The organism is Candidatus Paceibacterota bacterium (genome assembly GCA_035452965.1).
Lineage (GTDB): Bacteria > Verrucomicrobiota > Verrucomicrobiia > Limisphaerales > UBA8199 > UBA8199.
In genome coordinates this window covers 1-23,367 of sequence record DAOTCE010000044.1, presented here as the reverse complement: position 1 = coordinate 23,367, position 23,367 = coordinate 1, and the positions used below count along the sequence as shown (strand labels likewise).

Sequence of the window (23,367 nt, the reverse complement as noted above, 5' to 3'; positions counted from 1 at the left end):
GCTAACCGGCAAACTGCCGCCGCTAAACCGGCCGTCAACAATCCTCAGCGAGACAATGGTGGCGCCGAGATCCGGGTTTGCCTCGACTCGTGCTGCCTGGCGAAAGGCACCGACCAGTCTTTCCAGGCTCTCCAGCGGAGCTTGGCAATGAGCGGAGCGAGTGCAACCGTCAAACGCGTCGGCTGCGTGGGGGCCTGCTATCGGACGCCGATGGTCGAGGTCGTTGTGCCGGGCAAGTCGAGCGTGACTTACGAAGGGCTGACTCCGGGCCAGGCGGCCAGGCTGGTGCAGACACACTTCCGCCCGCGGAGCTTGGGACGCCGCTGGTCGCAACTTTGGACCCGAGTAGTGGATGGCTTGCTGGTGGAGGATGATGCGGCGGCCCCGCAACTCCGGAGCTTGACGATTAACCAGGATGACACCGGCGCGCGAGCGTTCTTCAACCGGCAAGTCCACATCGCCATGGAGCACTATGGGCGACTGGATCCCTTGGACCTCAAGGAATATCTCGCCCACGATGGTTTTGCAGCGTTGGCCAAGTGCCTTGGTGTGCGGATTTCGAACACTGGAAAGACGGCCAACGGGAACCACGCCCTTTGTCCCCTCTCCGCCGAACAAATCATCACGGCCATCGAACGCTCCGGCCTCCGCGGGCGCGGGGGTGCGGGTTTTCCCACTGGCCAGAAGTGGCGCATGGTTCGCCAGCAGCCGGGCGAATCCAAGTACGTCATCTGCAACGGGGACGAAGGTGACCCAGGTGCCTTCATGGATCGAATGATTCTTGAATCCTTTCCGTACCGGGTAATCGAAGGGCTGGCTATCGCCGCGGTGGCAGTCGGCGCCCACGACGCCGTCTTCTACATTCGCCACGAATATCCCCAGGCCCTGCTGCGCGTGAGAGCGGCGCTGGCCGAGTGTGAGCGGCGGGGCTGGCTGGGCGAGCGCCTTTTGGGCAGCGATTACCCTTTGCGGATCTCCATCAAGGAAGGCGCCGGGGCCTTCGTCTGCGGTGAAGAGACGGCGTTGATCGCTTCGGTGGAAGGGCGCCGGGGAATGCCCCGCTTGCGGCCGCCGTTCCCCGCTCAGTCCGGCTTGTGGGGCAAGCCCACCCTCATTAACAACGTCGAGACCCTGGCGATGGTGCCCTGGATCATCCGCCGCGGCGCGGAGGCATTCGCCGGCATCGGAACCACCACCAGCAAAGGCACCAAGGTGTTCTCGCTGGCGGGCAAGGTCCGGCGGGCCGGCCTGATTGAGGTGCCCATGGGCACCACTCTCCGGCAGATCGTGGAGGAAATCGGCGGCGGGGTCGCGGCGGGGCGCGCGTTCAAGGCCGTTCAAATCGGCGGCCCCTCCGGCGGTTGCGTGCCGGCGCGGCTGGCCGACACGCCGGTGGACTACGAATCCCTGCGCGACATCGGCGCAATCATGGGGTCTGGCGGCTTGGTGGTGCTCGACGACACCGCCTGCATGGTGGACATCGCGCGCTACTTCCTGCGGTTCACCCAGAACCAGTCCTGCGGCAAGTGCACCTTCTGCCGCATCGGCACGAAGCGTATGCTTGAAGTGCTCGAACTCCTATGTGCCGGCAAAGCCAGCCGAGAACATCTGCTGGAACTGGAGCGACTCGCTCCACAGGTGGCAACAGGTAGCTTATGCGGCCTCGGCAAGACCGCCCCCAATCCCGTGCTCACCACGCTGCGTTACTTCCGCGACGAGTACGAGGCCCATCTGCAAGGCCGCTGTCCGGCCGGCAAATGCAAGGCGCTCATTCAATATCACGTGCGGGCCAATTGCACCGGCTGCACCATTTGCGCCCAGCATTGTCCAGCCGATGCAATTCCCATGACACCCTATACACGGCACCTGATTGATCTGGAGCGATGCACCCGTTGCGATTCATGCCGGCAGGTGTGTCCCTACGGGGCGGTGGAGGTGGTATGAAAGAGCCGCTAAGACCAAATCTGAAGGCCGAAGCCCGAAGGCCGAAAGGAGGCCGAACTCCAAAATCTGAGTACGGCAGTGGCGGGGAAATTTCAGACGTATGCTCAGAGTTTTGGCGGTGGGGAGACGAGCCATCCACAGGACCATTGGTGCTGAAAGAGGAACACGTGGTTCCGCTCCCTTCGGAGGGGCTGGCTGGCCGCACGGCGCGGTTTGGCGAATGCATCATCCGCTTCGCCCAAAGGATACCTCGCAATGCTGTGATTAATCGGCTCATTGATCAACTGGTAGGCGCGGGAACCAGTGTCGGAGCCAACTATTGCGAAGCCGATGATGCCGTGTCGGCCAGGGGGTTTAAGCAGAAGATCGGCACCTGCCGAAAGGAATCAAAGGAAAGCATGTTCTTCCTGCGCATGGTGGCCACAGCGGAAGAGAGGCTCGCCGCTGAAGCGCGAGTGCTCTGGCGCGAGGCCAAAGAACTGAATCTCATCTTCGGCGCAATATGGAGAAAATGAGCTTGAGCCTGGCGCAGCACTCCTTCGGTCTTCGGCCCTCGTTTTTTGGCCCTCCTTCGGCCTTCGTGCCTCAATGACCTCTGCCCTCACCATCACCATCGACGGCCGTCCCGCCTCGGTCCCGCCCGGCACCACCATCCTCGGCGCGGCTCGCCAGCTGGGCGTCGCCATTCCGACGCTCTGCCACGTCGAGGGATTTGAGCCGTCAGCTTCGTGCTTTCTGTGTGCGGTGAAGATCGAAGGGCGGCCTAATCTTTGGCCTTCCTGCGCCACGCCGGCGGCGGAGGGAATGGTTGTAATAACTGATTCGGAGGAAGTGCGGGCCGCGCGCAAGTCCTCCCTCGAGTTGCTGCTCTCGGACCACGCCGGCGACTGCATCGGCCCGTGTCGGACCGGCTGCCCGGCCGGGCTGGATATCCCCAACTTCATCGCGCAGATTGCCGCCGGCGACTGCGACACGTCCGCCGGGATTGTGACCGACGACCTTACGCTGCCGGCATCTTTGGGCCGCGTGTGTCCGCGACTATGCGAGCAGCGATGCCGGCAATGCGACGTGACCGAAGCGCTTTCAATCCGTAACTTGCATCGCTTCGCGGCGGACCGGGTGCTGGGACGCGCCGCCCCTCGCGCGCATTCTGGTGGAGTCCGTTCGCCGAATGGACCTCTGCGGGACGGCGGCCACGGCGAGACCGCTCTGCCCGGCAGCCTCCCGGAGCGGCAATCCCAAGCCTCCAAGACGGTCGCCATTGTCGGCGCCGGGCCGGCGGGACTGGCGGCAGGGCATCACCTGCTGCGACGTGGCCATGGTGTCGTGCTGTTCGACGCCCACACCCAGGCGGGTGGGATGCTGCGGTATGGCATTCCGGCGTTTCGGCTGCCGCGACAAGTGCTTGACGCCGAAATCCAAATGATCCGCAACCTCGGTGCCGAATTCCGCCTGGGCAAACGGTTGGGCCGGGACTTCACGCTGGACGACCTTCGGCGGGATTTCGACGCCGTGTTCCTGGCCATCGGCGCCCAGGGCTCGCGCGGCTTGGGCTGTCCGGGCGAGGAGTTGGCCACGCCTGCGTTGGAGTTTCTCGAACAGCTCACCGAAGGCCCTGCGCCAATGATCGGCAGCGAAGTTCTGGTGGTCGGCGGCGGCAACACGGCCATGGACGCCAGCCGTTGCGCGGTCAGGCTCGGTGCCAAGTCCGTGCGCGTGCTCTACCGCCGGAGTCGCCGTGAGATGCCTTGCCTTATGGAAGAGGTGGAAGCCGCGGAAGCGGAGGGCGTACAGATCGAGTTTCTCGTTGCGCCGGTGCGGCTGGTGCGGAAAGACGGCAAGTTAAGTCTTATCTGCCAGCGAATGGAATTGGGGCGGCCGGATGAAAGTGGGCGCGCCCGCTCGATGGCCATCGCCGGGACGGACTTCGAGGTGCGGGCCACCTCCGTCATCGCGGCCATCGGCCAGAACGTGGAGGCGGGCAACCTCAATATCCGGCAGCTCGCCTTGTCGAAATGGGGTATTGCCGCCGACCCGAAAACGCTGGCGACCAACTTGCCCGGTGTATTTGCGGGCGGCGATGCCGTCACGGGTCCTGACCTCGCCGTGCGCGCCGTGGCGGCAGGCAAGCTCGCCGCCGCGTCCATTGACCAATACCTGAGTGGGCAAAAAATCATCGGCGCGCCCCAGGCGGCGACTGCCATGCTGGGCAAGCTGAGCGAAGATGAGCTGGCGGTCTTTCTGCGGGGCATCGAGCAGGCGCCCCGCGCTCCCATGCCGCATCTGCCGATGGCAAAGCGCCAAACCACGTTCGAGGAGGTCGAGCTTGGTTTCTCGCCGGAGGCGGCGACGCGCGAATCACGCCGCTGCCTGGGCTGCGGCTGCGGGAAGGCGATTCCCTGCCGGCTGCGCCAGTTTGCGACCGAATACGGCGTGGACCCGCAGCGCTTTGTCGGCGAGCGGCGCCACTTCGCGCGGGACACTTCTCACCCGGAAATCATCTTTGAGCCGGGCAAGTGCATCATTTGCGGTGCGTGCGTGCAAGTGGCGGCCCAGGCGGGCGAGGAGTTGGGCTTGTCGTTCATCGGACGCGGCTTCCAGGTCACGGTGGCGGCGCCCTTCAACAAACCTATGGCTGAAGCGCTGCGCAAGTCCGCCCGCCGCGCCGCCGAAGTCTGTCCCACCGGTGCGATTATGCTTAAAGGCACAGGCTGCGCCGGCTGCCGCCTGGCCTGAGCGCCCACCGGGCGGGCGAGCCTTGAGCCTCAATCCTTGCCGGCTTGCTGAAAGGATGCACCCAACGGGTGCGAGGCAGCCTTGCGGAAAGGAGTGCCGGCTTCAGCCGGCAGAGCTGCCGAATTACTCCAGCGCTCCGAAGTCGGTAAGGATTCAGGCCTTGAGCGGCAAATGTGGTTAAGGCTTGCGACCCTGCCAGGAATGTGCAGCCTTTGTGCAAGCGAATGAAGACAAAGCCAGGCATTATCATAGCTCCCTTACTGGCGGCTATTCCCTTGTTTGCCCAACAACCGGCCGATCGCTGGATGGGCGACTGGCAGGGAGAAGTCACCATCAACAACGAAACAAAGAATGTGGGGGTCTATATGATCCCGCTCAGCAATGGCAAGTATGAGGCGCGCTTTGTCGCGGACCTCCTCCAACGTGGACCCTATCTCTATCGGTTGAAGGGCGAGATCCGCGACGGGCAGTTCAGGTTCATGGATGATATTCCTTTTGACGTGGGCCGGGTGTTCGGCACGACCGGGCAGGGGGTGGTGGTGGATGCCGCTCTGTGGGCCGGTACCGCTGACACCGGTGGGGCCAAGGGGACGATTGCCGGCCGGTTGCGCGGTGCCTTTGCATTGAAGCAGTCCGAGCGGATTTCGCCGGAGCTGGGCAAAGCGCCACCCGCCGGTGCGGTGGTGCTGTTCGACGGCAAAAGCCTGGACGCGTGGCGGCATCGCGAGGAGGGCAAGGCCGTGAAATGGAAGATTCTGCCCGAGGGCGTCATGGAAGTGGGAGGCGGGGATATCGTTTCCCGGGAGAAATTCCGTGATCAGAAGGTGCATCTGGAATTCCGGTTGCCTTATATGCCAACGGCATTTGGCCAGGGCCGTGCCAACAGTGGAGTCTATCTGCAAGGACGCTATGAAGTGCAGGTATTGGACAGCTACGGGCTGGAAGGGCAGGACAATGAATGCGGGGGCATCTATACCGTCAGCCGGCCCAAGGTCAACATGTGCGCGCCGCCGCTCCAATGGCAGTCCTACGACATCAGCTTCACCGCGGCCAGGTTTGATGCCGCCGGCAACAAGACCGCCAGGGCGCGGATCACCGTGGTGCAAAATGGCGTGGTGGTTCAGGATGATACCGCCCTGCCTGGCGTCACCGGCGGCGCGGTTAATGACCGGGAGAACGAGCCCGAGGGCCTGCTGTTGCAGGACCACGGCAACCCGGTGCAGTACCGGAATATTTGGATCGAGCGAAGATAGGGTTTCCGCGCATGAAAAGCCTGCTTGATAATGCGTTGAAGCCGGGACATCTGGTGCCGCCATCGGGAGGGCCAACCCCTTGAAGGTTCCGTTGTTGGATCTCAAAGCGCAGTACGCAACGATTAAGGCTGACCTTGACAGCGCGGTTGCCAAAGTGATGGAGTCCCAGCTCTTCATCCTGGGCCCGCAGGTGCGTGAGTGTGAGGAGGCCGTCGCCCAGTACTCAAGTTGCGCCCATGGCATAGGGGTTTCCTCCGGAACGGATGCCCTGCTCATTTGTCTGATGGCTGAGGGGATCGGGCCGGGCGATGAAGTGATTACCACCCCTTACACGTTTTTTGCCACCGCCGGCTCGGTTGCGCGGGTGGGAGCCAGGCCGGTCTTCGTGGATATTGATCCGGTCAGCTACAATCTGGATGTGGCGCAGATCGAAGCGAAGATAACTCCCAAAACTCGCGCCATCATCCCGGTTCACCTCTACGGCCAGATGGCCGATATGGACGCCGTGATGCAGGTCGCCCGCAAGCACGGGCTGGTCGTCATTGAGGACGCGGCCCAGGCCATCGGCGCGGAGCACAAGAACCGGCGGGCCGGCTCGATCGGCCACTACGGGTGCTTTTCGTTCTTCCCATCCAAGAACCTGGGTGGCGCCGGCGATGGGGGTATGGTGGTGACCCAGGATCTCGATCGGGCAGAGAGGTTAATACGCCTGCGCGGGCATGGCGCCTCGCCGAAGTATTACCACAAGATCATCGGTGGCAATTTCCGCTTGGACACGCTCCAGGCCGCCGTGGTCTCGGTGAAGCTTCGGCATTTGGACGCCTGGACGACCGCCCGCCAGCGGAATGCGGAGCGATATAACCGTCTCTTGGCGGAAACGGGCCTGCCCATCGCGGACACCGCCGCCCGTGCCATCCAGGGGAGCCGGCAGCCTTGTTTGTTTCTGCCCAAAGTCGTCGCTGGTCGTCACATCTTCAACCAGTACGTGATTCGGACCGGGCGCCGGGATCAACTGAGAGCATCCCTCCAGGAAAGGGATATTGGCACCGAAATTTACTACCCCGTGCCGCTGCACCTGCAGGAGTGTTTCGCCGGCCTGGGGTATCAAGCCGGCGCTTTTCCGGAAAGCGAGCGCGCCGCCAAGGAGACCCTGGCGCTGCCGGTTTATCCGGAACTCAGCGAGGACCAGGCTCGGCATGTGGTCAAGGGCATAGCCGATTTCTTCGCCACCGCCGTTTGAGCCTCCGCCGAGCGGTGGTGCCCGCGACCGGACTGGGCGCCTCTCGGCACTGCCCCCGGACCGCGAGCCGTCCCTGGATCGCATCACCCGCCAGGGCGGCACGGAGTTCAGATCTCTTGCGCGCTTCCCGCCGGTCCGAGCCCCCGGCGACCCGGGGACGGCTCGCGGTCTGTCATCCGCTCAAAAACTGAGATGCGTCCGATGCGTGGTTTTTCGGTCAAAATAACTTGAACAATCATGGCAATTCGGCATACTTGCCTCCATGCGCCTGGCCACTATGAATGGCGGTCCCGTCGAAGACCGCATCCTGCGACCACCAGCGAAGCCTCTGAGCGCGCTGGAAGTCGAGATCATTGACCTGTTCGTCCAGTTTTCCCACGTCTTGGGGCAGCCTAAGTCCGTGGCCGAAATCTATGGCCTGCTCTTCGCCGCCGCCCAACCGCTCTCGATGGAGCAGATCATGGAGCGCTTGAATATGAGTAAAGGCTCCACCAGCCAGGGCCTCCGGTTCCTGCGCAACCTGGGCGCGGTCAAGCTGGTCTATGTGGCCGGCCAGCGGGCGGTTCATTACGAGGCCGTGGCCCAGTTGCGCAACCTGGCCACGCGCTTCCTGCGGGACCAAATTCTGACGCACGTCGACAACAGCCTGGATCGCATAGACCACATGGCAGCCCTGGTCCAGGATCAGCCTCCCGCGGAGAGGGAATTGGTCCGCGCGCGCGTGGGCATGCTTCAAAGTTGGGCCAGAAAGACGCGCAAGGTCTTGCCAATGGTGTTGAAAATCACGGGCAGTTAAGCCGTATCCATGCAGAAGAGAACCACAGATGGACACAGATGAACGCAGATTCTGAAGCTTGGACTCCGGCCTTGTTTCCCCTTGCTTGGGGTCACAGTCTGGTGAACCGATCCCCGTCATGAGAAAGCGGGATTCTGGCCGGTCCCTATCTGTGTCCATCTGTGTCCATCTGTGGTGGTATTGGATTGTCGGCTAAGCGGGAACACAATTCTGGAAGTCAGAGCAGTTCCTTGGGCAGGCGCCAGGGAGCGGTTATACAACTGGAGAGCCGGCGATGGCGGGCGCCAGTAACATCAGTGATATGCGGTTCGAGTTAATCGGCGCGAAACAATTCGCGCTGCGAATTGACAGGGCGGAGCTTTGCTCCCTGCCATTTGATTTCACTTTTCAGCTTCCCAGCGTTTGCAGTAGGCCTTCAGCTGTCGGCGATTAGACCTTAAGTGCAACGATCGCCGTTTCCTTCGTTGCCTTCTGTTCAGTGGAAGGACTTCGCCCGTCCGCATGTCAGCTTTTGTCCGCACTGACCTCTGACCTCTGATCTCTGACCTCTGCCCTTTGATGTCAGTTTTCTGCTTTCCCAATTTCAGCTCTTGTCTTGTGATTTCAGCGTTTCAGCGTTTCAGCGTTTCAGCGTTTAGAACGGGCACATTGTCCAGTAATGCGTTCCGAAACTGACAAGGGCAAGCTGGAGGCATTCATGGCGGCGCTGGGGCGGCGCGTGCGAGGACCAGGACGCATTTACCTGACCGGCGGAGCAACCGCGGTGCTGCACGGCTGGCGGTCCATGACCATTGACATTGACTTCAAGCCGGACCCGGAGCCGCCCGGGCTGTTTGAAGCCCTGGCGGTCCTGAAAGACGAACTGGACATCAATGTTGAGCTGGCTAGCCCGGATCAGTTCATCCCTGCCGTCCCGGGGTGGCGCGCACGCAGCCTGTTCATCGCGCGGCACGGCCCTTTGGAGTTTTACCATTACGATCCTTACGGACAGGCCCTGTCCAAGTTGCAACGCCGGCACGACCGCGACCTGCACGACGTCCGCTCCATGCTGCGCGCGAAGCTCATCGCTAAGGACCGTCTATGGGAAATGTTCGCCCTGATTAAGCCGCAACTGATCCGTTACCCGGCGATTGATCCGGCCTCCTTTGAAGCCGCAGTCCTCGAATTCACGCAGCCGGGCTCCCAGCCCTCAACCAGTTGATGTCTCTGGATGATCTCATCACGGGGCTTCCCGGAGAGGCGCTCTTGCGGGAAGGACTGGCCGATTTCCAGTCCGGAAGGTGTACCATCCCCGCCTGTCTGGTGGGCATGGCCCGGTCACGGCTGCGTCGCGCCGGTTTGATCACGGGGGTGGTTGCCGGTTCCTTTCCCGAACCGGAACAGCAATTGTATCGCCTCCTCCGGCAGGAGGGCGGCGACGCCTACTCGCGCTACAACGCCTTAAGCCGCGAGTTGGTGAGCTTTGAGCAGGCTCTCGACCGGCGGCAAAGCAAGAATCTCAAAGAGAAAACGGGGGGAAGTGGAAAGGGAGCGTGAATTTCTGCGGTGTATCGGCATTCCAGGATGCCAGCCCGTCAGTATGTCAGCGTTTGTCCGCACTGACCTCAGACGTCTGACTTCTGACCTCTGACCTCTGACCTCTGATTTCAGCCTGTCAGCTTTTCAGCATGTGGTTTGATCAGTGTCCATCCGTGGTTAACCCCTTTCAGAAGTTTGCTCCTGGCCGTTAGACCTTGGATTGTGAACGTTCGATTTTGGATTCTTGATGTTGGGTGTTCGATGTCTGCCGCGCCGGGGCCATCCGCGCCATCTGTGGTGAAGCCTGGTAAGTTAAGCCTCTGTTTCCTTCGTTGCCTTCTGTTCAGTGGAAGGACTTCGCCCGTCCGCATTTCAGCTTTCTGCTTTCTTCTTTCTGCTCTGTTTCTTACCGGCTGCAGTCCTTCCGCCTCCTCAATCAGCCCCGACCCTCAACCCTCAACCCTCAACTCTCAACCTCCCCAGCCCTGGACCAACACCCTCGGCATGATCTTCGTCCCCGTGCCCGGCACTAAAGTGCAGTTCTGCGTTTGGGAAACGCGCGTCCAGGACTTCGAGGCGTTCGTGAAGGCCACCAGCTACGATGCAACCAATGACGTGTTATCGCTAGCGGATGGCGGATTCGTTATGGCTGGCCACAACTGGAAGAATCCCGGTTTCGAGCAAGGTCCGACGCACCCGGTGGTGGGCGTTAGCTGGGACGACGCCAGGTCTTTTTGCGCCTGGCTCACGCAGAAAGAACACAAAGCAGGGACGATCCAGGCCAGCCAAACCTACCGTCTGCCGACCGACGCCGAGTGGAGCTGCGCCATGGGGCTCGCCAGGGAGGATGGAAAGACTCCCGAGGAAAAATACAGAAAGGCTTCGCAAGAGCGGACTCGTGTCAGTCAGGTAGCGAAAAGAAAGGGTGAAAGCCCTTCCATTCCGCCCGGGACCTATCCCTGGAGCGCAAACTGGCCGCCCCCCAAGGATTTCGGGAACTACTCTCAGGACCTCGGGGCGGATGCCTACCCCTTCACCGCGCCGACGGGCGCCTTCCCTGCCAACACGCTGGGGCTGTACGACCTCAGTGGTAATGTCTGGGAATGGTGCGAGGACCTCTACAACGAAATCGGCTCATGGCGGGTTTACCGTGGCGGGTCATTCACTCGAGACACGTCAGCGAGTCTTGCATCCTGGGGGCGAGCATTTGGCGAACCGAACGAAAGGTATGTGAGCCGTGGTTTCCGGGTTGTTCTAACCTCGGATCTCTGACCTCTGCCCTTTGATTTCAGCTTTCAGCTTTTTGACCGGTCCTGTTGTCTGGCGCTCCGCAGTCTGTAACCCGCCCTCTTAACCCTTTGACATCTTAACGACTCTTGTCCCGCTACGACGAACTGCAAATCGAGCTGCGCGCCAATCCCGCGACATGGCTGGTGACCGGCTGCGCCGGCTTCATCGGCTCAAACCTGTTGGAAACGCTGCTTAAGCTCGGACAGCATGTAATCGGCCTCGACAACTTCAGCACCGGGAAACAGGAAAACCTGGACGAGGTCCGGCGACTTGTCGCCGAGCATCGCACCGCGGCATCGCCCTCAGCCCGCGACTCTCAACCCTCAACTTTCCACTTCATCCACGGCGACACCCGCGACCTCGCTGCTTGCCAAAAGGCTTGCGCCGGCGTGGACTACGTCCTGCACCAGGCCGCTCTGGGCTCCGTCCCGCGCTCCATCAAAGATCCCATTGCCAGCCACGCCTCCAACGTAACCGGCTTCCTCAACCTGCTCGTTGCCGCGCGCGATCAGAAGGTTAAGCGCCTTGTCTATGCGTCCAGCAGCTCGGTTTACGGCGATCACCCCGACCTCCCCAAAGTCGAGGAAAAAGTCGGCCGCCCGCTCTCCCCCTACGCCGCCACGAAGGTCATGTGCGAAATGTATGCCGACGTTTTCGCGCGGACATACGGCATGGCAACCATCGGCCTGCGGTACTTCAACGTGTTCGGCCCGCGCCAGGACCCGAACGGCGCTTACGCGGCGGTTATCCCCAAATGGATCTCCGCGTTGCTGCGCAATGAGCCCGTGTATATCAACGGCGACGGCGAAACCAGCCGCGACTTCTGTTACGTCGCCAACGTGGTCCAGGCCAACTTGCTGGCTGCCACCGCCCCTCATGCGCAGGCCAACAGCCAGGTCTATAATGTCGCTGTGCACCAGCGCACCAGCCTGAACGACCTTTACCGCCTGCTCCATGGCCTGCTCTCGAAAAGCGGCCGGTCGCTCGCAGCTCAGAGCCCCATTTACCGCGACTTCCGCGGGGGCGACATCCGCCATTCCTTGGCGGATATTCAACAAGCCCGGGAACGCCTGGCCTACGAGCCCACCCACTCCGTCGCGCAAGGCTTGTCCGAATCGCTGGGATGGTACCTGCGCAACCACGGAACCCAGTGAGGGCTCGTCTATGCAAGCCTTGCTTGCCCCGTGAAGTCGATTCCTGGCTACTTCACCGGGCCTTGGCTCGTGGATTCCACAGCTTGCTGCGCGGCGTGGCACTTCAGTTTCTTGGGTTCATCCGAGATGATAGCGCGTGGGTTGGGAACAGGTCGAATCGCTGGGTCCTGACCGGTGGAAAACCTGAGACCATTGGCCGCTGGTCACAGGCGATTCGCAAATTACTCAATTTTAAGGACTTACGCGAGCCGCTTAGCCCGTGCCGCCTGACAATACCTGGTGTAACCCACTGTTGTTAAGTGACTTACGCCGAATACACCAGGCGATTTGCTATGACGCTGATGCGAGACAGACCCCAGCGCACCAGGGGGTCTCCCCGTATCCCCACCGTATGCTCGCCGTATCCACACCGTAGGTTCATGTGTGTAACCCGCTGTGGCCTCGGAATTTGCGCCAATTCACACCCCCCAACGCGTTCCACAATGGTTCTTCGCGGTTGTCGGTGGATCACCACTCTCAGGCAATCCCGGTGCCCCCAGCATTCCGGGCGCTGCCGCAGCCGTGATTGAACCGGCCTTGAACCGTGAAATGGCCGCACCTATTGCGCTGGGCAGCCTTTCGGCGTTTGCCCTGGAGGTTTTCTGCTTTCTGCTTTCCCAATGTCCGCTGTTGTCCGCACCGATTTCTGACTTCTGACCTCTGCCCCGTGGACCCTCAACCCCCTGTCGCGCCGGAGCCAGGCGAAGGCGGATCAACCCTCAACCATCAACCGCCTTCAGTCGGCGGTCCCACAGCCCGCAGATGGACCCGCCGCCTTGTCTGCCTTGCCGCTTTCTGCTTTCTACTTTCTGCTTTCTGCTTGGTCTTCCGCGCTTCCCTGCTCACCGGCTTGGCAAATGCCTGGATCATTAACGAAAACCCGGCAAAGGCGGATGCCATCGTCGTGCTCGGCGGCGGTGTGGACTACCGTCCCTTTGAAGCCGCCCGGCTTTACAATGAAGGCTTTGCCCCCAAAGTTCTGATTATGGAACTGGCCCTGGGCGCAACTGAGGAGATCGGTCTGAAACAGCCGGAGCGTTCGGTTACAGAATCTGTCCTGCTCCGCCACGGAGTATCGGCTCAAGCGGTTGTGGGCGTGGGCCGGGCGGTGCGGAACACCTACCAGGAATCCGTGGCCGTGCGGGACTGGGCAAGAGCGAATAACGCGAAGTGCCTCCTCATCATCACAGAAACGTTCCACACTCGCCGGGTTCGCTGGCTCTTTCGCAAGCAATTCAAAGGCACCGGGACGGAAATTCGCGTCGTCGCCGCGGGCCCTCGTGAATACGCCGCCACCAATTGGTGGAGAAACGAACAGGGCCTCATCAATTTCCAAAACGAGTGGGTGAAGCTTCCGTACTATTGGTTGAAGTATTGACTCTTTCCGCTCCCCACCATCGCTTACCGCTGTCCGCTTGTCCCTTGCCGCTTAGCTATTCCCGCTTCCCACGTCCCGCATACCATGGACCTTCAATACGACCGCATCATCCGGCCCAAACGCGGCTTAATCGGGATTGACTTCCGCGAGCTTTGGGACTACCGCGAGCTGTTCTGGTTCTTCGGCTGGCGCGAGGTCACCGTCCGCTACAAGCAAACCATGCTGGGCATTCTCTGGGCCGTGGTGCAGCCCGTGCTCACGATGATCGTCTTCACTTTTATCTTTGGCCGCCTGGCGGGCTTCGATAAGGGCACCGACACGCCTTATGCCATGATCACGCTTTCGGGGGTGGTGGTCTGGCAGTTCTTCTCCGAGGTCCTGAGCAAGAGCGGCGAATCCCTGGTGGCGCAGTCTAACTTGATCACCAAAGTCTATTTTCCCCGGCTCGTCGTTCCGGCCACCTATCTCATCGCGGGCACCGTTGATTTCCTCATCGCCATGGTCATCCTCTTGATCATGATGGCCTGCTACGGCCTGGCTCCATCCCCCACTTTCTTGCTCCTGCCGCTCTTCTTCCTGATGGCTGCCATGGCCGCTTTCGGTATGGGCTTGTGGCTGTGCGCCCTGAATGTCAAATACCGCGACGTCAAGTACATCATCCCCTTTATCGTCCGCCTGGGGATCTACATCAGCCCTGTTGGGTTTCTATCGTCCGTAATCAAACCCGAATATCGTTTCTGGTACAGCCTCAATCCGATGGTCGGCGCGATCGACGGCTTCCGCTGGTGCATTCTCGGCCCCGCGTTTGCGCCTTACTGGCTCGGCTTTTGGGTCAGCACGGCCGTCGTCGTCGTCTTGCTGGTCACCGGCGCCTACTACTTCCGCTCGGTCGAGAAGACCTTTGCGGACGTCATCTGAGCGCCAGGAGCGCGAAGATCGTAGAGGGAAGCTCGAAGAGAGGAGATGGGAGATCGAGAATAGGATGATCAGGTCAAACTGCAAACGCCACCACTCACCCCGATGAGCATGACATTTGAGGACTTGGAGGCATGGCAAAAGGCGCGGAGGCTTGTCAACGACGTCTACGCGCTCTCTCGAAACAACCCGCTCGCTAGCGATTTCGGCCTGTGCAATCAGATCCAGAGGGCCGCAGTCTCGGTTATGTCCAATGTTGCCGAAGGGTTTCAACGAGCGCATGGCGGTGAGAAATTCCAGGCTTACAACATCGCGCGTGCTTCTTGCGGAGAAGTGCGCTCGCTTCTTTACGTGATCGAAGACAATTACCCCTCCAGTGCGTCCGCTGCCCAGCACACCCGCTGCTTGGTCGATGAGACAGGTTCGCTCATCTCCGGTTTAATCGCCTCGACGCGCAGGCGAGCTGCGGGCAAGCTCGGCGGAGAGATCGCGTTGCTTGCGCTCATGAGTTGGATCGGAATTCATCTAATCCGCTAGACTCGAACTCCGATCTTCGATCTGCTATCTTCCTTTTTCTATGAGCTCCCCGGTCATTTCCGTCAGGAACCTGGGCAAGAAATACCGCTTGGGCGCGACCTTGTCCCCGGACACCCTGCGCGATCATATCATGCATGCGGCCGGCCGCTTAATGGGCCGTGGCGCAGGACGGCGAACGCCTGAAGACGTTTGGGCATTGAAAGACGTTTCGTTCGAGGTTAAACAGGGCGAGGTTCTGGGCGTCATTGGCCCCAACGGGTCCGGCAAATCCACGTTGCTGAAGATCCTTACGCGGATCACGGAGCCGACGGAAGGCGAGGTCCACATCCGCGGCCGCGTGGGCAGCCTGCTCGAAGTCGGCACGGGTTTTCACCCGGAGTTGAGCGGGCGGGAGAACATCTACATGAACGGCGCCATTCTCGGCATGACCCGCGCCGAGATCAACGCCAAGTTCGACGAGATCGTGGACTTTTCGGGGGTGGAGAAGTTCCTGGACACGCCGGTGAAACGCTATTCCAGCGGGATGCGCGTTCGGCTGGGATTCGCCGTCGCCGCTCACCTGGAGCCGGAGATTCTGCTGATCGACGAGGTTTTGGCCGTGGGCGACGTTTCGTTTCAGCGGAAGTGTCTCGGCAAAATGGATCAGGTTGCGCGGGCGGGTCGGACCGTTGTTTTTGTCACACACAACATGGACGCCGTCATTGGGCTCTGCTCGGCGGTTCGAGTATTGACGGTTGGCCAAGTGAGCGAACGTCTAAGCCCGGAGGCGGGGGTTAGAAGGTACCTGTCCGTGAACCTCGCTCAACCCTTTGCCGAAAAGCGGCCGTCGCGCGAGGAGCGGACGGCTCGCATCGTGCGCGGACTGACTGTGTGCGACGATCAAGGCAACCAGAACAGCGTTCGGGTTGGACAGGCGATTGAATTCAAACTGGAGTTGAGGGATTTCACTCATACCAATGGGATGGCTTGCTCGGTTGCTATCCGAAATCAGCAAAACCAGCGGGTTGCGTTGTTTGACACACGGTACCATGCCGGGCGCGTTCTGGAGCCCCAACGTATCGCTGTGGTCTCCTGTCGAGTGCCGTCGCTGCCGCTGGTCCCGGGAGCTTACTACGTCGACGTCATTTTGACGGATGGCAGTGGAGTAATCGAGAGGCTGGAGCCGGCAGCGCAGATGGAGGTTGTGTTTGCAGATGTTTTTGGCAGCGGCCGGCTGCCTTCGAGCAGTCAAGGGCACCTGGCGCTCCCCTGCAGTTGGGAATCGGATGCGCGCTTTAGAAGTATCGTTTGATCTGGTTTCTGCAAGCAACATTTACCATGGCACACGATGGCATTTGGACTCCCGAGACAGTTAGCCGCTTCTGGGATCAAGTCGGCAACGCGCCGCACCGGCAAGAGGTGTGTTTTTCCCGGCTCTGCCACAAGGGCCTGCTGCAGTTTCTGCGCAGCAGCGGTAGTCTGCGCTCCAATTCGTCGGTCCTGGACTATGGCTGTGGCCCTGGCTTTTTGCTTCAGCCGCTGATGGCAGAGAAAGTCTTCTGCCACGCGGTAGATGCGAGTCCGGACCAGGTTGCATTGGTGAACAACAAGTTCAAAGCTCAGCCTTACTGGAAAGGGGCTAAGGCGGGCTTTCATCCTCCGCTACCCTTTGCGGACAACTCGTTTGACCTGATCATCTGTGTAGAGGTTTTGGAGCACCTGCTGCCGGATCTGGCGGACGCTTTTCCCAAGGAAATCTACCGCCTTCTCCGGCCGGGGGGGCGGGCCATGTTCACAACGCCCAATAACGAGAACCTGGACCGGGCGATGGTCTTCTGCCCCTTCTGCGAAACCCAATTTCATCGCCGGCAACATGTGCGTTCAATGAATTCCGCGGACCTTTCCCGCTCCCTGCAGGCTTTGGGCTTCAAGGTTATATTCTGCGAAGGCCTCGATTTTGAGCAACTGCAGTCCAGTCTGCGCCGCATCACATGGAAATCCTGGAACATTCGCTTCTTGTCCACCTGCCTGCGCCTGTTGAGCAAGCGATGGATGGATTGCTTGAGCCGGGCTAGTTTCCCGCACTCCCGGGCGTTCAGGTATCGGGCGGGCTGCAAGCCCGATGCGCCGCATCTGTGTGCGCTAGTCGAGAAACTCTGAAGTGAATGACCCCGGGGCGAACTGCAGATCTTGACTAACGCGGCAGCGGCCAAGTCTGGGACATCGGAAGATTGCGGCATTACTGAGTGTCTAATGAGAAGCCAGCGGAAACCAGTCCAGGGCGGTTGGGTGGGGTGGCGGGTGATCTTTGTTTTACCCAGCCTCCAATTAGGCGGGGCTGAGCGGCAGGCCTTGCACCTTGTTCGCCACTTCAAGGATAGACTGCGTGCGGATGTAGAGGTGTGGGGATTATCGATCCCTGGCGGGTTTGTCGGCGAAGAGTGCAGGCGCCACAGTATTCCGTGCCGCTTGGTAACGTGGCGGTGGCCTTGCAGGAAAACGACTTTCCTGCTGCGGGCTTTCAAGTTCGCGTTGGCCCTCCGTCGGGCTTAGCCGGAAGTGGTGCTCCCTTATTGTGCGGCAGCAGATGTTGGGTGTGGCCTGATGTCGCGCTTATCCGGAGCGCCCACCTGCATCTGGAATTAGCAAACGAACGGATAACCGCAGCCATACACTCCACCGCTGAGAATGGTCCCGGCACAGCCCTGGATCGCCGAAAGCCGGAGCACGGTATCGAAGCGATCAGAGGCAAGCGCATTCTCTTCGTCTTTTGCTCTCTTGAGCTGGGAGGCGCCGAACGGCAGGGGATGCACCTGGCCCGCTATCTCAAGAATTTGGGATGCGACGTCCGCGTTTGGGGGCACCTCGGCCATGGCCTGGTGGAACAGGAATGCGACGAGGCCGGCATTCCCTGGGCCATTCACCGGTTTCTCTGGCCCTGCCGGAAAAGTTCCCTGGTGCGGGATGGCTGGCGTGTTCTGCGGGCATTGCGCCGGGACCGACCGGACGTAATCTTGCCATACACCGCCTGGGCCAATATGAGCTGCGGCCTCACCTGGCGTCTGTCGCCGGCCAAAGTTTGTATTTGGTCTCAGCGAAACGTGCACGACATGCGGGGCCATCCACTCGAACGCTTTGCCTATCGCCGGGTCTCGGCAGTGGTCTGTAACGCGGCCCATGAGGTGGATTACCTGCGTCGAACACTGGGAGAGACGCCCGCGCCGGTTTCCATCGTCCACAATGGCGTCGAGCTCGTGCCCCGCATCAGAACTCGCGCCGCCTGGCGGGAGGAATTGGGCGTTGGCGAAGATACGACCGTGGCCGCCATGGTGGCCAACTTTCGATCGGTGAAAGATCATCCGACCTTGCTGCACGCCTGGCGCAAGGTGCTGGCGGCCACACCAGCTGGTCAGAGCCGCCCACGCTTGCTGTTAGCCGGCGCGCCGCAGGATTCCTATGATGCTGTCCGTCAACTGGCAAGCAGCCTCGGTTTGCTCGACACGGTGCATTTCCTTGGTCAGATAAAGGACATTTCGGGACTTCTGGCCGCCACCGATATAGGCATTCTCGCGAGTAACCACGAGGGCTTGCCAAACGTTGTCATCGAGTACATGGCCGGCGGGCTTCCGGTTGTCGCCACCGATCTGCCTGGAACGCGCGAAGCTCTCGGGGATGATTCGCAACAGCAATTATGTAAATTGGGCGACCCCGACAGTCTGGCCGGTCAACTGCAGGCGCTCTTGAATGAGCCCGACCTGCGGCGACAACTTGGAATGCGCAATCAAAGACGAGCTGCGCAAGAATTCTCGGTGGACAAGATGTGCCAGACAACAGCCGACCTTATCAGTGACCTGCTCGGCGGCCACGCCGCCACCGGCAGGGCGTGCTCGTGAACAGCCAGTCAATACTCGCCGGCAAGCGGGTGCTCTTCGTTCTCTGCGGTTTCGATCTCGGTGGCGCCGAGCGGCAAGCGTTGCATTTCGCCCGCCATCTCAAGAATCTTGGCTGCGATGTGCGGGTCTGGGGCCATCATCACGGATTCGCCGGCCCGGAATTGGTCATCGAACATTGTGAGGCGGCGGGCATCCCGTGGGCGGTGCACAAATTTCGCTGGCCCTGCCGCAAGAAGTCCTTTTTCCCTCAACTCTGGGGATTGTTGCGCGGCCTGTACCGGGAGCGCCCGGACGTGATTCTGCCCTACTTGCCCTGGCCCAGTACCGGTTGTAATCTTGTCTGGCGATTTTCACCCGCCCAGGTGTGCATCTGGGGCCAGCGCGATTGCGGCGATCTTCGTGGAGATGCCGTCCAGCGGTTCGCGTATCGTCGCAGCTCGGCCGTCATCTGCAACGCTGCGCATGAGGTTGATTACCTCCGCCACACCGTGGGGGAGACCACGGCGCCGGTTTACGTGGTCCACAACGGCGTTGAAATGGCGCCGGCCCGGAAGGCACGCGCCGAATGGCGGGCAGAACTGGGAATTGAGGAGAATGCTGCAGTGGCCACGATGGTGGCCAATTTCAGGCACCAAAAGGACCACCCGACACTACTGCGCGCGTGGCGCAAAGTGTTGTCGGATAACCCGAAGGCACAGCCTGGACCTCGACTGCTCCTGGCAGGTGCACACCAGGAATCCTATGGCAGTGTCCGTCAACTGGCGCGCGACCTCGGTCTGCTCCATTCGGCGAGTTTCCCCGGTCAGGTGAAGGACGTGGCGGGACTGCTCGCTGCCAGCGATATCGGGATCCTCTCGACCACCCATGAGGGCCTGCCGAACGCCATTCTGGAATACATGACCTGCGGTCTGCCCGTGGTTGCAACGGATATACCGGGGAACCGCGAGGCCCTTGGCAACGAGCCGCAACAATTCTGCAAACCAAATGATGCTGCCAGTCTGGCTTCGACCCTTGAGCCGCTGTTGATGGATGCCAACCTGCGGCAGCGGCTTGGTGCGCGAAACCGCCAGCGCGCGCTGGAGGAGTTTTCGGTTGGTCGGATGTGCAAGACCATGGCCGGCATCATCGGCGATCTTCTAAACGGCGGCTCGAGGGGCGGAGGTGAGCGCGGCAATAATGGCTGATGAGATGATGACGCCGCAGAACAATCCCGCTGAACCGACGCAACCTCCTGACTTGGAAGCTCGGCCCGAGGCATCCGCGGCTCCTGAGACCGTCCTGCAACCTTTGGCGATGGGGCTCTTGGATCAGAAAGTAAAACCCGCCTCGGACAAGGCGTGCGGATCACTGGTGTCGGTAATTATTCCTACGTATAACCGCGCCTGGGCCTTGGAGAAGTCCGTAAGATCGGTGTTTGATCAAACCTATCGCCCCATCGAATGTATTATTGTCGATGATGGTTCTACGGATAACACCCCAAACCTCGTGGCCCAGCTTGTCAGCAAATGTCCCGAAGGGGTTATCCTGCGATACTTCAAACAGGAAAACGGCGGCGCCAACAGCGCCAGGAACCGGGGGCTCATGGAATGCCGAGGCGACTTCATCTGCTATCTGGACTCCGATGACATGTTGCTTCGAGACTCTGTCGAAGCACGGGCGCAGGCTTTGCGCGCTGACCCCGAAGTGGATTTCTGTTACGGCTTGTGTTCGGTAAGGGATCAGCAGGGCACGGAACTTCGCCGGATGAATGATCCTTGGCCTCGACCGGGGGAGCCGAGGATATCGCGCTATCTCTTTGATACTAACGCGCCCCTGATCCGGCGCTCAACGTGTGCCCGGGTCGGATTATGGAGGAATGACGATCTGCACGGCCAGGAATACGAATATTTTGCGAGACTGAAGTACTTCTCAAACAAGGTGGCCTTCACTGATCGGGTGCTCAGCATCTACGTGCGGCATGAGCAGCGGTCCATATTCGACAACAAATCTATAGTCTTTTCCCTTGCGGTCTTCAGGGTGCTGATCGCGGTCAAAGCTTTGGTGCTGTATGGGACGCATGACAATGCCGCCGAAAGGCAGCATCTTTCTGTGGCATTCAAATCTCTCGCAAAGCAATTGTATCGCCTGAAAGACTACTCGAATGCCTGTGCGGCACTGCAGGAGGCAATGGTTCTGAAATGGAAGGTGCGGGTCTGTGCGGAGTGGCTGGTTCTCAAGGCCTTGAGCATCCTTCACAAACTGCATCCTGTCTCGGGAGCGTAAAGCCACAATCTTTGACGAACTTGAATCCGCCATTCACTTTATGAGTCCATTCATCCACCCGCATGCGATCGTAGAACCTGGCGCCCGAATTGGGGCGAAAAGCCGCATCTGGGCTTTTGCCCATGTGCTCCCCCGGGCCCGCGTTGGGGAAGAGTGCAATATCTGTGATCACACCTTCATCGAGAACGACGTCGTGATCGGCGATCGCGTCACAATCAAGTGCGGGGTGCACGTCTGGGATGGCGTACAAATTCAAGACGATGCGTTCGTTGGCCCCAACGCTGCCTTCAGCAATGACAAGTTCCCGCGTAGCAAGCATTATCCTGATAAGTACCCGCGCACACTGGTGTGCAGAGGTTCATCCATCGGAGCCAACGCCACGATCCTTCCTGGGCTCCGCATTGGGGAGAATGCCATGGTCGGCGCCGGGGCGGTAGTGACCCGTGATGTTCCCCCCAATGCCATTGTGGTCGGCAACCCGGCGCGTATTGTAGGATACGTCAACGCCGAATCCCGGAGCGCGAGGTCAGTAGGCGAGTCGGTCACAACGGAAGATTCGGTGGTACAGGGCGTCAGGTTGATCCGCCTGCACCACGTGGAAGACATGAGGGGCGATTTGTGCGTCAGCGAGTGGTATCGGGACTTGCCGTTTGTGCCTCGCCGCGTGTTCTTTGTGTACAATGTTCCGGACACGCGGGTGCGCGGGGAACATGCCCACAAGGTATGCCATGAATTTCTGATGTGTGTAAATGGTAGCATGGCTGTCGTTGTGGACGATGGAAAGAATCGGGAAGAGTATGTGCTGGACCGGCCATGGGTTGGGATCTATTTCCCCCCAAAAGTGTGGAGGACTCAGTACAAGTACTCCCGTGATTCGGTTTCCGTTGTGCTTGCATCGCACGAGTACGATTCTTCCGACTACGTGCGGGACTACGCCGAGTTCCTAAAGCTAAGCACATTGCAATGAAATTTCCCTTCCTCGAACTGCTTCCCGCCTACAAGGAGCTGCAACCCCAGTTTGACGAGGCTTATCGCCGCGTCATGGACTCCGGCTGGTATCTCCTTGGCACGGAACTGGAAGCTTTTGAACGAGAATATGCGGCGTATTGCGGTGCGAACCACTGCATCGGCGTTGGCAATGGACTGGATGCGCTCCACCTCATTCTGCGCGCATACGAGATTGGCCAAGGAGACGAAGTCATAGTTCCCTCGCACACCTTCATCGCTACTTGGCTGGCGATCTCCTATGCCGGTGCGACGCCAGTTCCGGTTGAGCCGGATCTACGCACCTACAACCTCGATCCCGCCCAAATCGAGGAGGCCATCACGCCCCGGACGAGAGCCATTATGCCGGTGCACCTCTACGGCCAGCCGGCAGACATGGACCCAATCAACTCTCTCGCGCGTAAGCGTGGGCTTAAAGTAATCGAGGATGCCGCCCAGGCTCATGGCGCGCGCTACAAAGGAAAGCGATGTGGCGGTTTGGGCGACGCAGCGGGTTTTAGCTTCTATCCCGGCAAGAATCTTGGCGCCTTTACTGACGCCGGGGCCGTTACCACGAGCGACTCTGCGCTCGCGGACAAGGTCAGGAGGCTTCGCAACTATGGTTCCACCGTGAAGTACCAACACGAGCTGAAAGGGTTCAACTCGCGCCTGGACGAACTGCAGGCTGCGTTTCTGCGCGTGAAGCTGCGCCACCTGGGCGAATGGAACGCCCGCCGCAAAGCGGTTGCGGACGCTTACCTCCATGCGCTTGGCTCCTTGCCTGGTGTAATCCTGCCCTTCGTTCCGGATTACGCCGACCCCGTTTGGCATCTCTTCGTCATCCGCCATCCGCAACGTGACGCCTTGCAGCAAAAGCTCGCCGGGGCCGGTATCGGCACGCTCATCCATTACCCCATCCCTCCGCACCTCTCCGGCGCCTATGCGGATTTGCACTTTGCGCCGGACGCTTTGCCCATTGCGAAAACCCTCGCCTCGACCGTCCTGAGCCTGCCGATGGGGCCTCATCTCAACGTAGATTCAGCAGCGGCTGTTGCTAAAGCGTTTCATAATGTGCTGGCCCACACATAGAAGACATTTCGCCCGACACTGCATGATCTGCCCAAACACACGCGTCAGGGCGCTTCGATGAAAGCCGATGTAAAAAACGTGTGGCATGATCTTTGTCACCCCTGGCGGGCTGCGCGCAAGATCGTATCTTTCGTCTTCGGAATCTGCTGCACCTGGCGCTATATTGATCAGGGGTGTGGGCGGTTGAGGGTGACCATCAACCCCCTGAAACTGGACATTCGCAAAGGTCTGCATGCCAGAATCATTTGTAACGGCGTGCTCAACATCTGCCCATTTAGAGGAGGGCGAGAGGGTGTGCGGATTCACAGCCCTTCCCCCGAAAAAGTGGACACCGGATCTTGGGTCTGAGAGAAAGGCAAC

General features: G+C 60.3%; 19 protein-coding genes and 1 pseudogene. All 20 read left to right on the top strand.

Features of this window, described 5'->3' with window-relative positions; genetic code table 11:
• The first annotated feature begins 63 nt into the window (after nt 1–63).
• The 20 genes and pseudogenes from P5205_20470 (at nt 64) to P5205_20375 (ending at nt 23,007) form a co-directional block, all read left to right on the top strand.
• A pseudogene (locus P5205_20470) lies at nt 64–1,944 on the top strand (NADH-quinone oxidoreductase subunit NuoF).
• Nucleotides 1,941–2,459 (top strand): four helix bundle protein, encoded by a 519-nt coding sequence (locus tag P5205_20465; GenBank protein HSA12741.1) that lies wholly within the window; start codon nt 1,941–1,943, stop codon nt 2,457–2,459. Before P5205_20470 ends, P5205_20465 begins: the two are co-directional and overlap by 4 nt.
• 73 nt (nt 2,460–2,532) lie before the next feature.
• Nucleotides 2,533–4,680, top strand: coding sequence for an FAD-dependent oxidoreductase (locus tag P5205_20460; protein ID HSA12740.1), 2,148 nt, complete (start codon nt 2,533–2,535; stop codon nt 4,678–4,680).
• A gap of 224 nt (nt 4,681–4,904) precedes the next feature.
• Nucleotides 4,905–5,933, top strand: coding sequence for a DUF1080 domain-containing protein (locus tag P5205_20455; protein HSA12739.1), 1,029 nt, complete (start codon nt 4,905–4,907; stop codon nt 5,931–5,933).
• Between the two features lie 79 nt (nt 5,934–6,012).
• Nucleotides 6,013–7,173 carry a DegT/DnrJ/EryC1/StrS family aminotransferase gene (locus tag P5205_20450; GenBank protein HSA12738.1) on the top strand — a complete coding sequence of 387 codons (1,161 nt, stop codon included), beginning with the start codon at nt 6,013–6,015 and terminating at the stop codon, nt 7,171–7,173.
• A gap of 262 nt (nt 7,174–7,435) precedes the next feature.
• A complete protein-coding gene (locus tag P5205_20445) occupies nt 7,436–7,969 on the top strand; it encodes an ArsR family transcriptional regulator (GenBank protein ID HSA12737.1) in 534 nt (177 codons plus the stop codon).
• 658 nt (nt 7,970–8,627) lie between these two features.
• Entirely contained in the window at nt 8,628–9,170 is a 543-nt protein-coding gene (locus P5205_20440) for a hypothetical protein (protein HSA12736.1), read from the top strand.
• The gene (locus P5205_20435) at nt 9,170–9,505 is read left to right on the top strand and encodes a hypothetical protein (protein HSA12735.1); all 336 of its coding nucleotides are present in this window, start codon (nt 9,170–9,172) and stop codon (nt 9,503–9,505) included. Before P5205_20440 ends, P5205_20435 begins: the two co-directional genes overlap by 1 nt.
• Before the next feature lie 486 nt (nt 9,506–9,991).
• Complete coding sequence (locus tag P5205_20430; GenBank protein ID HSA12734.1) at nt 9,992–10,759, top strand: SUMF1/EgtB/PvdO family nonheme iron enzyme; 768 nt, start codon at nt 9,992–9,994, stop codon at nt 10,757–10,759.
• Between the two features lie 104 nt (nt 10,760–10,863).
• Complete coding sequence (locus tag P5205_20425; GenBank protein HSA12733.1) at nt 10,864–11,931, top strand: SDR family oxidoreductase; 1,068 nt, start codon at nt 10,864–10,866, stop codon at nt 11,929–11,931.
• Nucleotides 11,932–12,790: 859 nt separating this feature from the next.
• Nucleotides 12,791–13,348, top strand: a complete 558-nt coding sequence (locus P5205_20420) for a YdcF family protein (GenBank protein ID HSA12732.1) — start codon at nt 12,791–12,793, stop codon at nt 13,346–13,348.
• 84 nt (nt 13,349–13,432) lie between these two features.
• Entirely contained in the window at nt 13,433–14,266 is an 834-nt protein-coding gene (locus tag P5205_20415; protein ID HSA12731.1) for an ABC transporter permease, read from the top strand.
• A gap of 102 nt (nt 14,267–14,368) precedes the next feature.
• The gene (locus P5205_20410; GenBank protein HSA12730.1) at nt 14,369–14,800 is read left to right on the top strand and encodes a four helix bundle protein; all 432 of its coding nucleotides are present in this window, start codon (nt 14,369–14,371) and stop codon (nt 14,798–14,800) included.
• Between the two features lie 40 nt (nt 14,801–14,840).
• Entirely contained in the window at nt 14,841–16,091 is a 1,251-nt protein-coding gene (locus P5205_20405) for an ABC transporter ATP-binding protein (GenBank protein ID HSA12729.1), read from the top strand.
• Between the two features lie 26 nt (nt 16,092–16,117).
• A complete protein-coding gene (locus tag P5205_20400; GenBank protein ID HSA12728.1) occupies nt 16,118–16,939 on the top strand; it encodes a class I SAM-dependent methyltransferase in 822 nt (273 codons plus the stop codon).
• A gap of 317 nt (nt 16,940–17,256) precedes the next feature.
• Nucleotides 17,257–18,672 (top strand): glycosyltransferase, encoded by a 1,416-nt coding sequence (locus tag P5205_20395; GenBank protein HSA12727.1) that lies wholly within the window; start codon nt 17,257–17,259, stop codon nt 18,670–18,672.
• On the top strand, nt 18,669–19,856 hold the full coding sequence (locus P5205_20390) for a glycosyltransferase (GenBank protein HSA12726.1): 1,188 nt from the start codon (nt 18,669–18,671) through the stop codon (nt 19,854–19,856). Before P5205_20395 ends, P5205_20390 begins: the two co-directional genes overlap by 4 nt.
• Nucleotides 19,849–20,934, top strand: a complete 1,086-nt coding sequence (locus tag P5205_20385; GenBank protein HSA12725.1) for a glycosyltransferase family 2 protein — start codon at nt 19,849–19,851, stop codon at nt 20,932–20,934. The genes P5205_20390 and P5205_20385 overlap by 8 nt, the downstream gene beginning before the upstream one ends.
• A 40-nt stretch (nt 20,935–20,974) precedes the next feature.
• Nucleotides 20,975–21,901 carry a WxcM-like domain-containing protein gene (locus P5205_20380; protein HSA12724.1) on the top strand — a complete coding sequence of 309 codons (927 nt, stop codon included), beginning with the start codon at nt 20,975–20,977 and terminating at the stop codon, nt 21,899–21,901.
• A complete protein-coding gene (locus tag P5205_20375; GenBank protein HSA12723.1) occupies nt 21,898–23,007 on the top strand; it encodes a DegT/DnrJ/EryC1/StrS family aminotransferase in 1,110 nt (369 codons plus the stop codon). The genes P5205_20380 and P5205_20375 overlap by 4 nt, the downstream gene beginning before the upstream one ends.
• Nucleotides 23,008–23,367 lie beyond the last annotated feature (360 nt).

Bases quoted from the DNA above. Each gene is read 5' to 3' on its own strand.
- P5205_20465 (HSA12741.1), top strand. From the start codon at position 1,941: ATGAAAGAGCCGCTAAGACCAAATCTGAAGGCCGAAGCCCGAAGGCCG.
- P5205_20460 (HSA12740.1), top strand. From the start codon at position 2,533: ATGACCTCTGCCCTCACCATCACCATCGACGGCCGTCCCGCCTCGGTC.
- P5205_20455 (HSA12739.1), top strand. From the start codon at position 4,905: ATGAAGACAAAGCCAGGCATTATCATAGCTCCCTTACTGGCGGCTATT.
- P5205_20445 (HSA12737.1), top strand. From the start codon at position 7,436: ATGCGCCTGGCCACTATGAATGGCGGTCCCGTCGAAGACCGCATCCTG.
- P5205_20440 (HSA12736.1), top strand. From the start codon at position 8,628: ATGCGTTCCGAAACTGACAAGGGCAAGCTGGAGGCATTCATGGCGGCG.
- P5205_20435 (HSA12735.1), top strand. From the start codon at position 9,170: ATGTCTCTGGATGATCTCATCACGGGGCTTCCCGGAGAGGCGCTCTTG.
- P5205_20430 (HSA12734.1), top strand. From the start codon at position 9,992: ATGATCTTCGTCCCCGTGCCCGGCACTAAAGTGCAGTTCTGCGTTTGG.
- P5205_20415 (HSA12731.1), top strand. From the start codon at position 13,433: ATGGACCTTCAATACGACCGCATCATCCGGCCCAAACGCGGCTTAATC.
- P5205_20410 (HSA12730.1), top strand. From the start codon at position 14,369: ATGAGCATGACATTTGAGGACTTGGAGGCATGGCAAAAGGCGCGGAGG.
- P5205_20405 (HSA12729.1), top strand. From the start codon at position 14,841: ATGAGCTCCCCGGTCATTTCCGTCAGGAACCTGGGCAAGAAATACCGC.
- P5205_20400 (HSA12728.1), top strand. From the start codon at position 16,118: ATGGCACACGATGGCATTTGGACTCCCGAGACAGTTAGCCGCTTCTGG.
- P5205_20385 (HSA12725.1), top strand. From the start codon at position 19,849: ATGGCTGATGAGATGATGACGCCGCAGAACAATCCCGCTGAACCGACG.
- P5205_20380 (HSA12724.1), top strand. From the start codon at position 20,975: ATGAGTCCATTCATCCACCCGCATGCGATCGTAGAACCTGGCGCCCGA.
- P5205_20375 (HSA12723.1), top strand. From the start codon at position 21,898: ATGAAATTTCCCTTCCTCGAACTGCTTCCCGCCTACAAGGAGCTGCAA.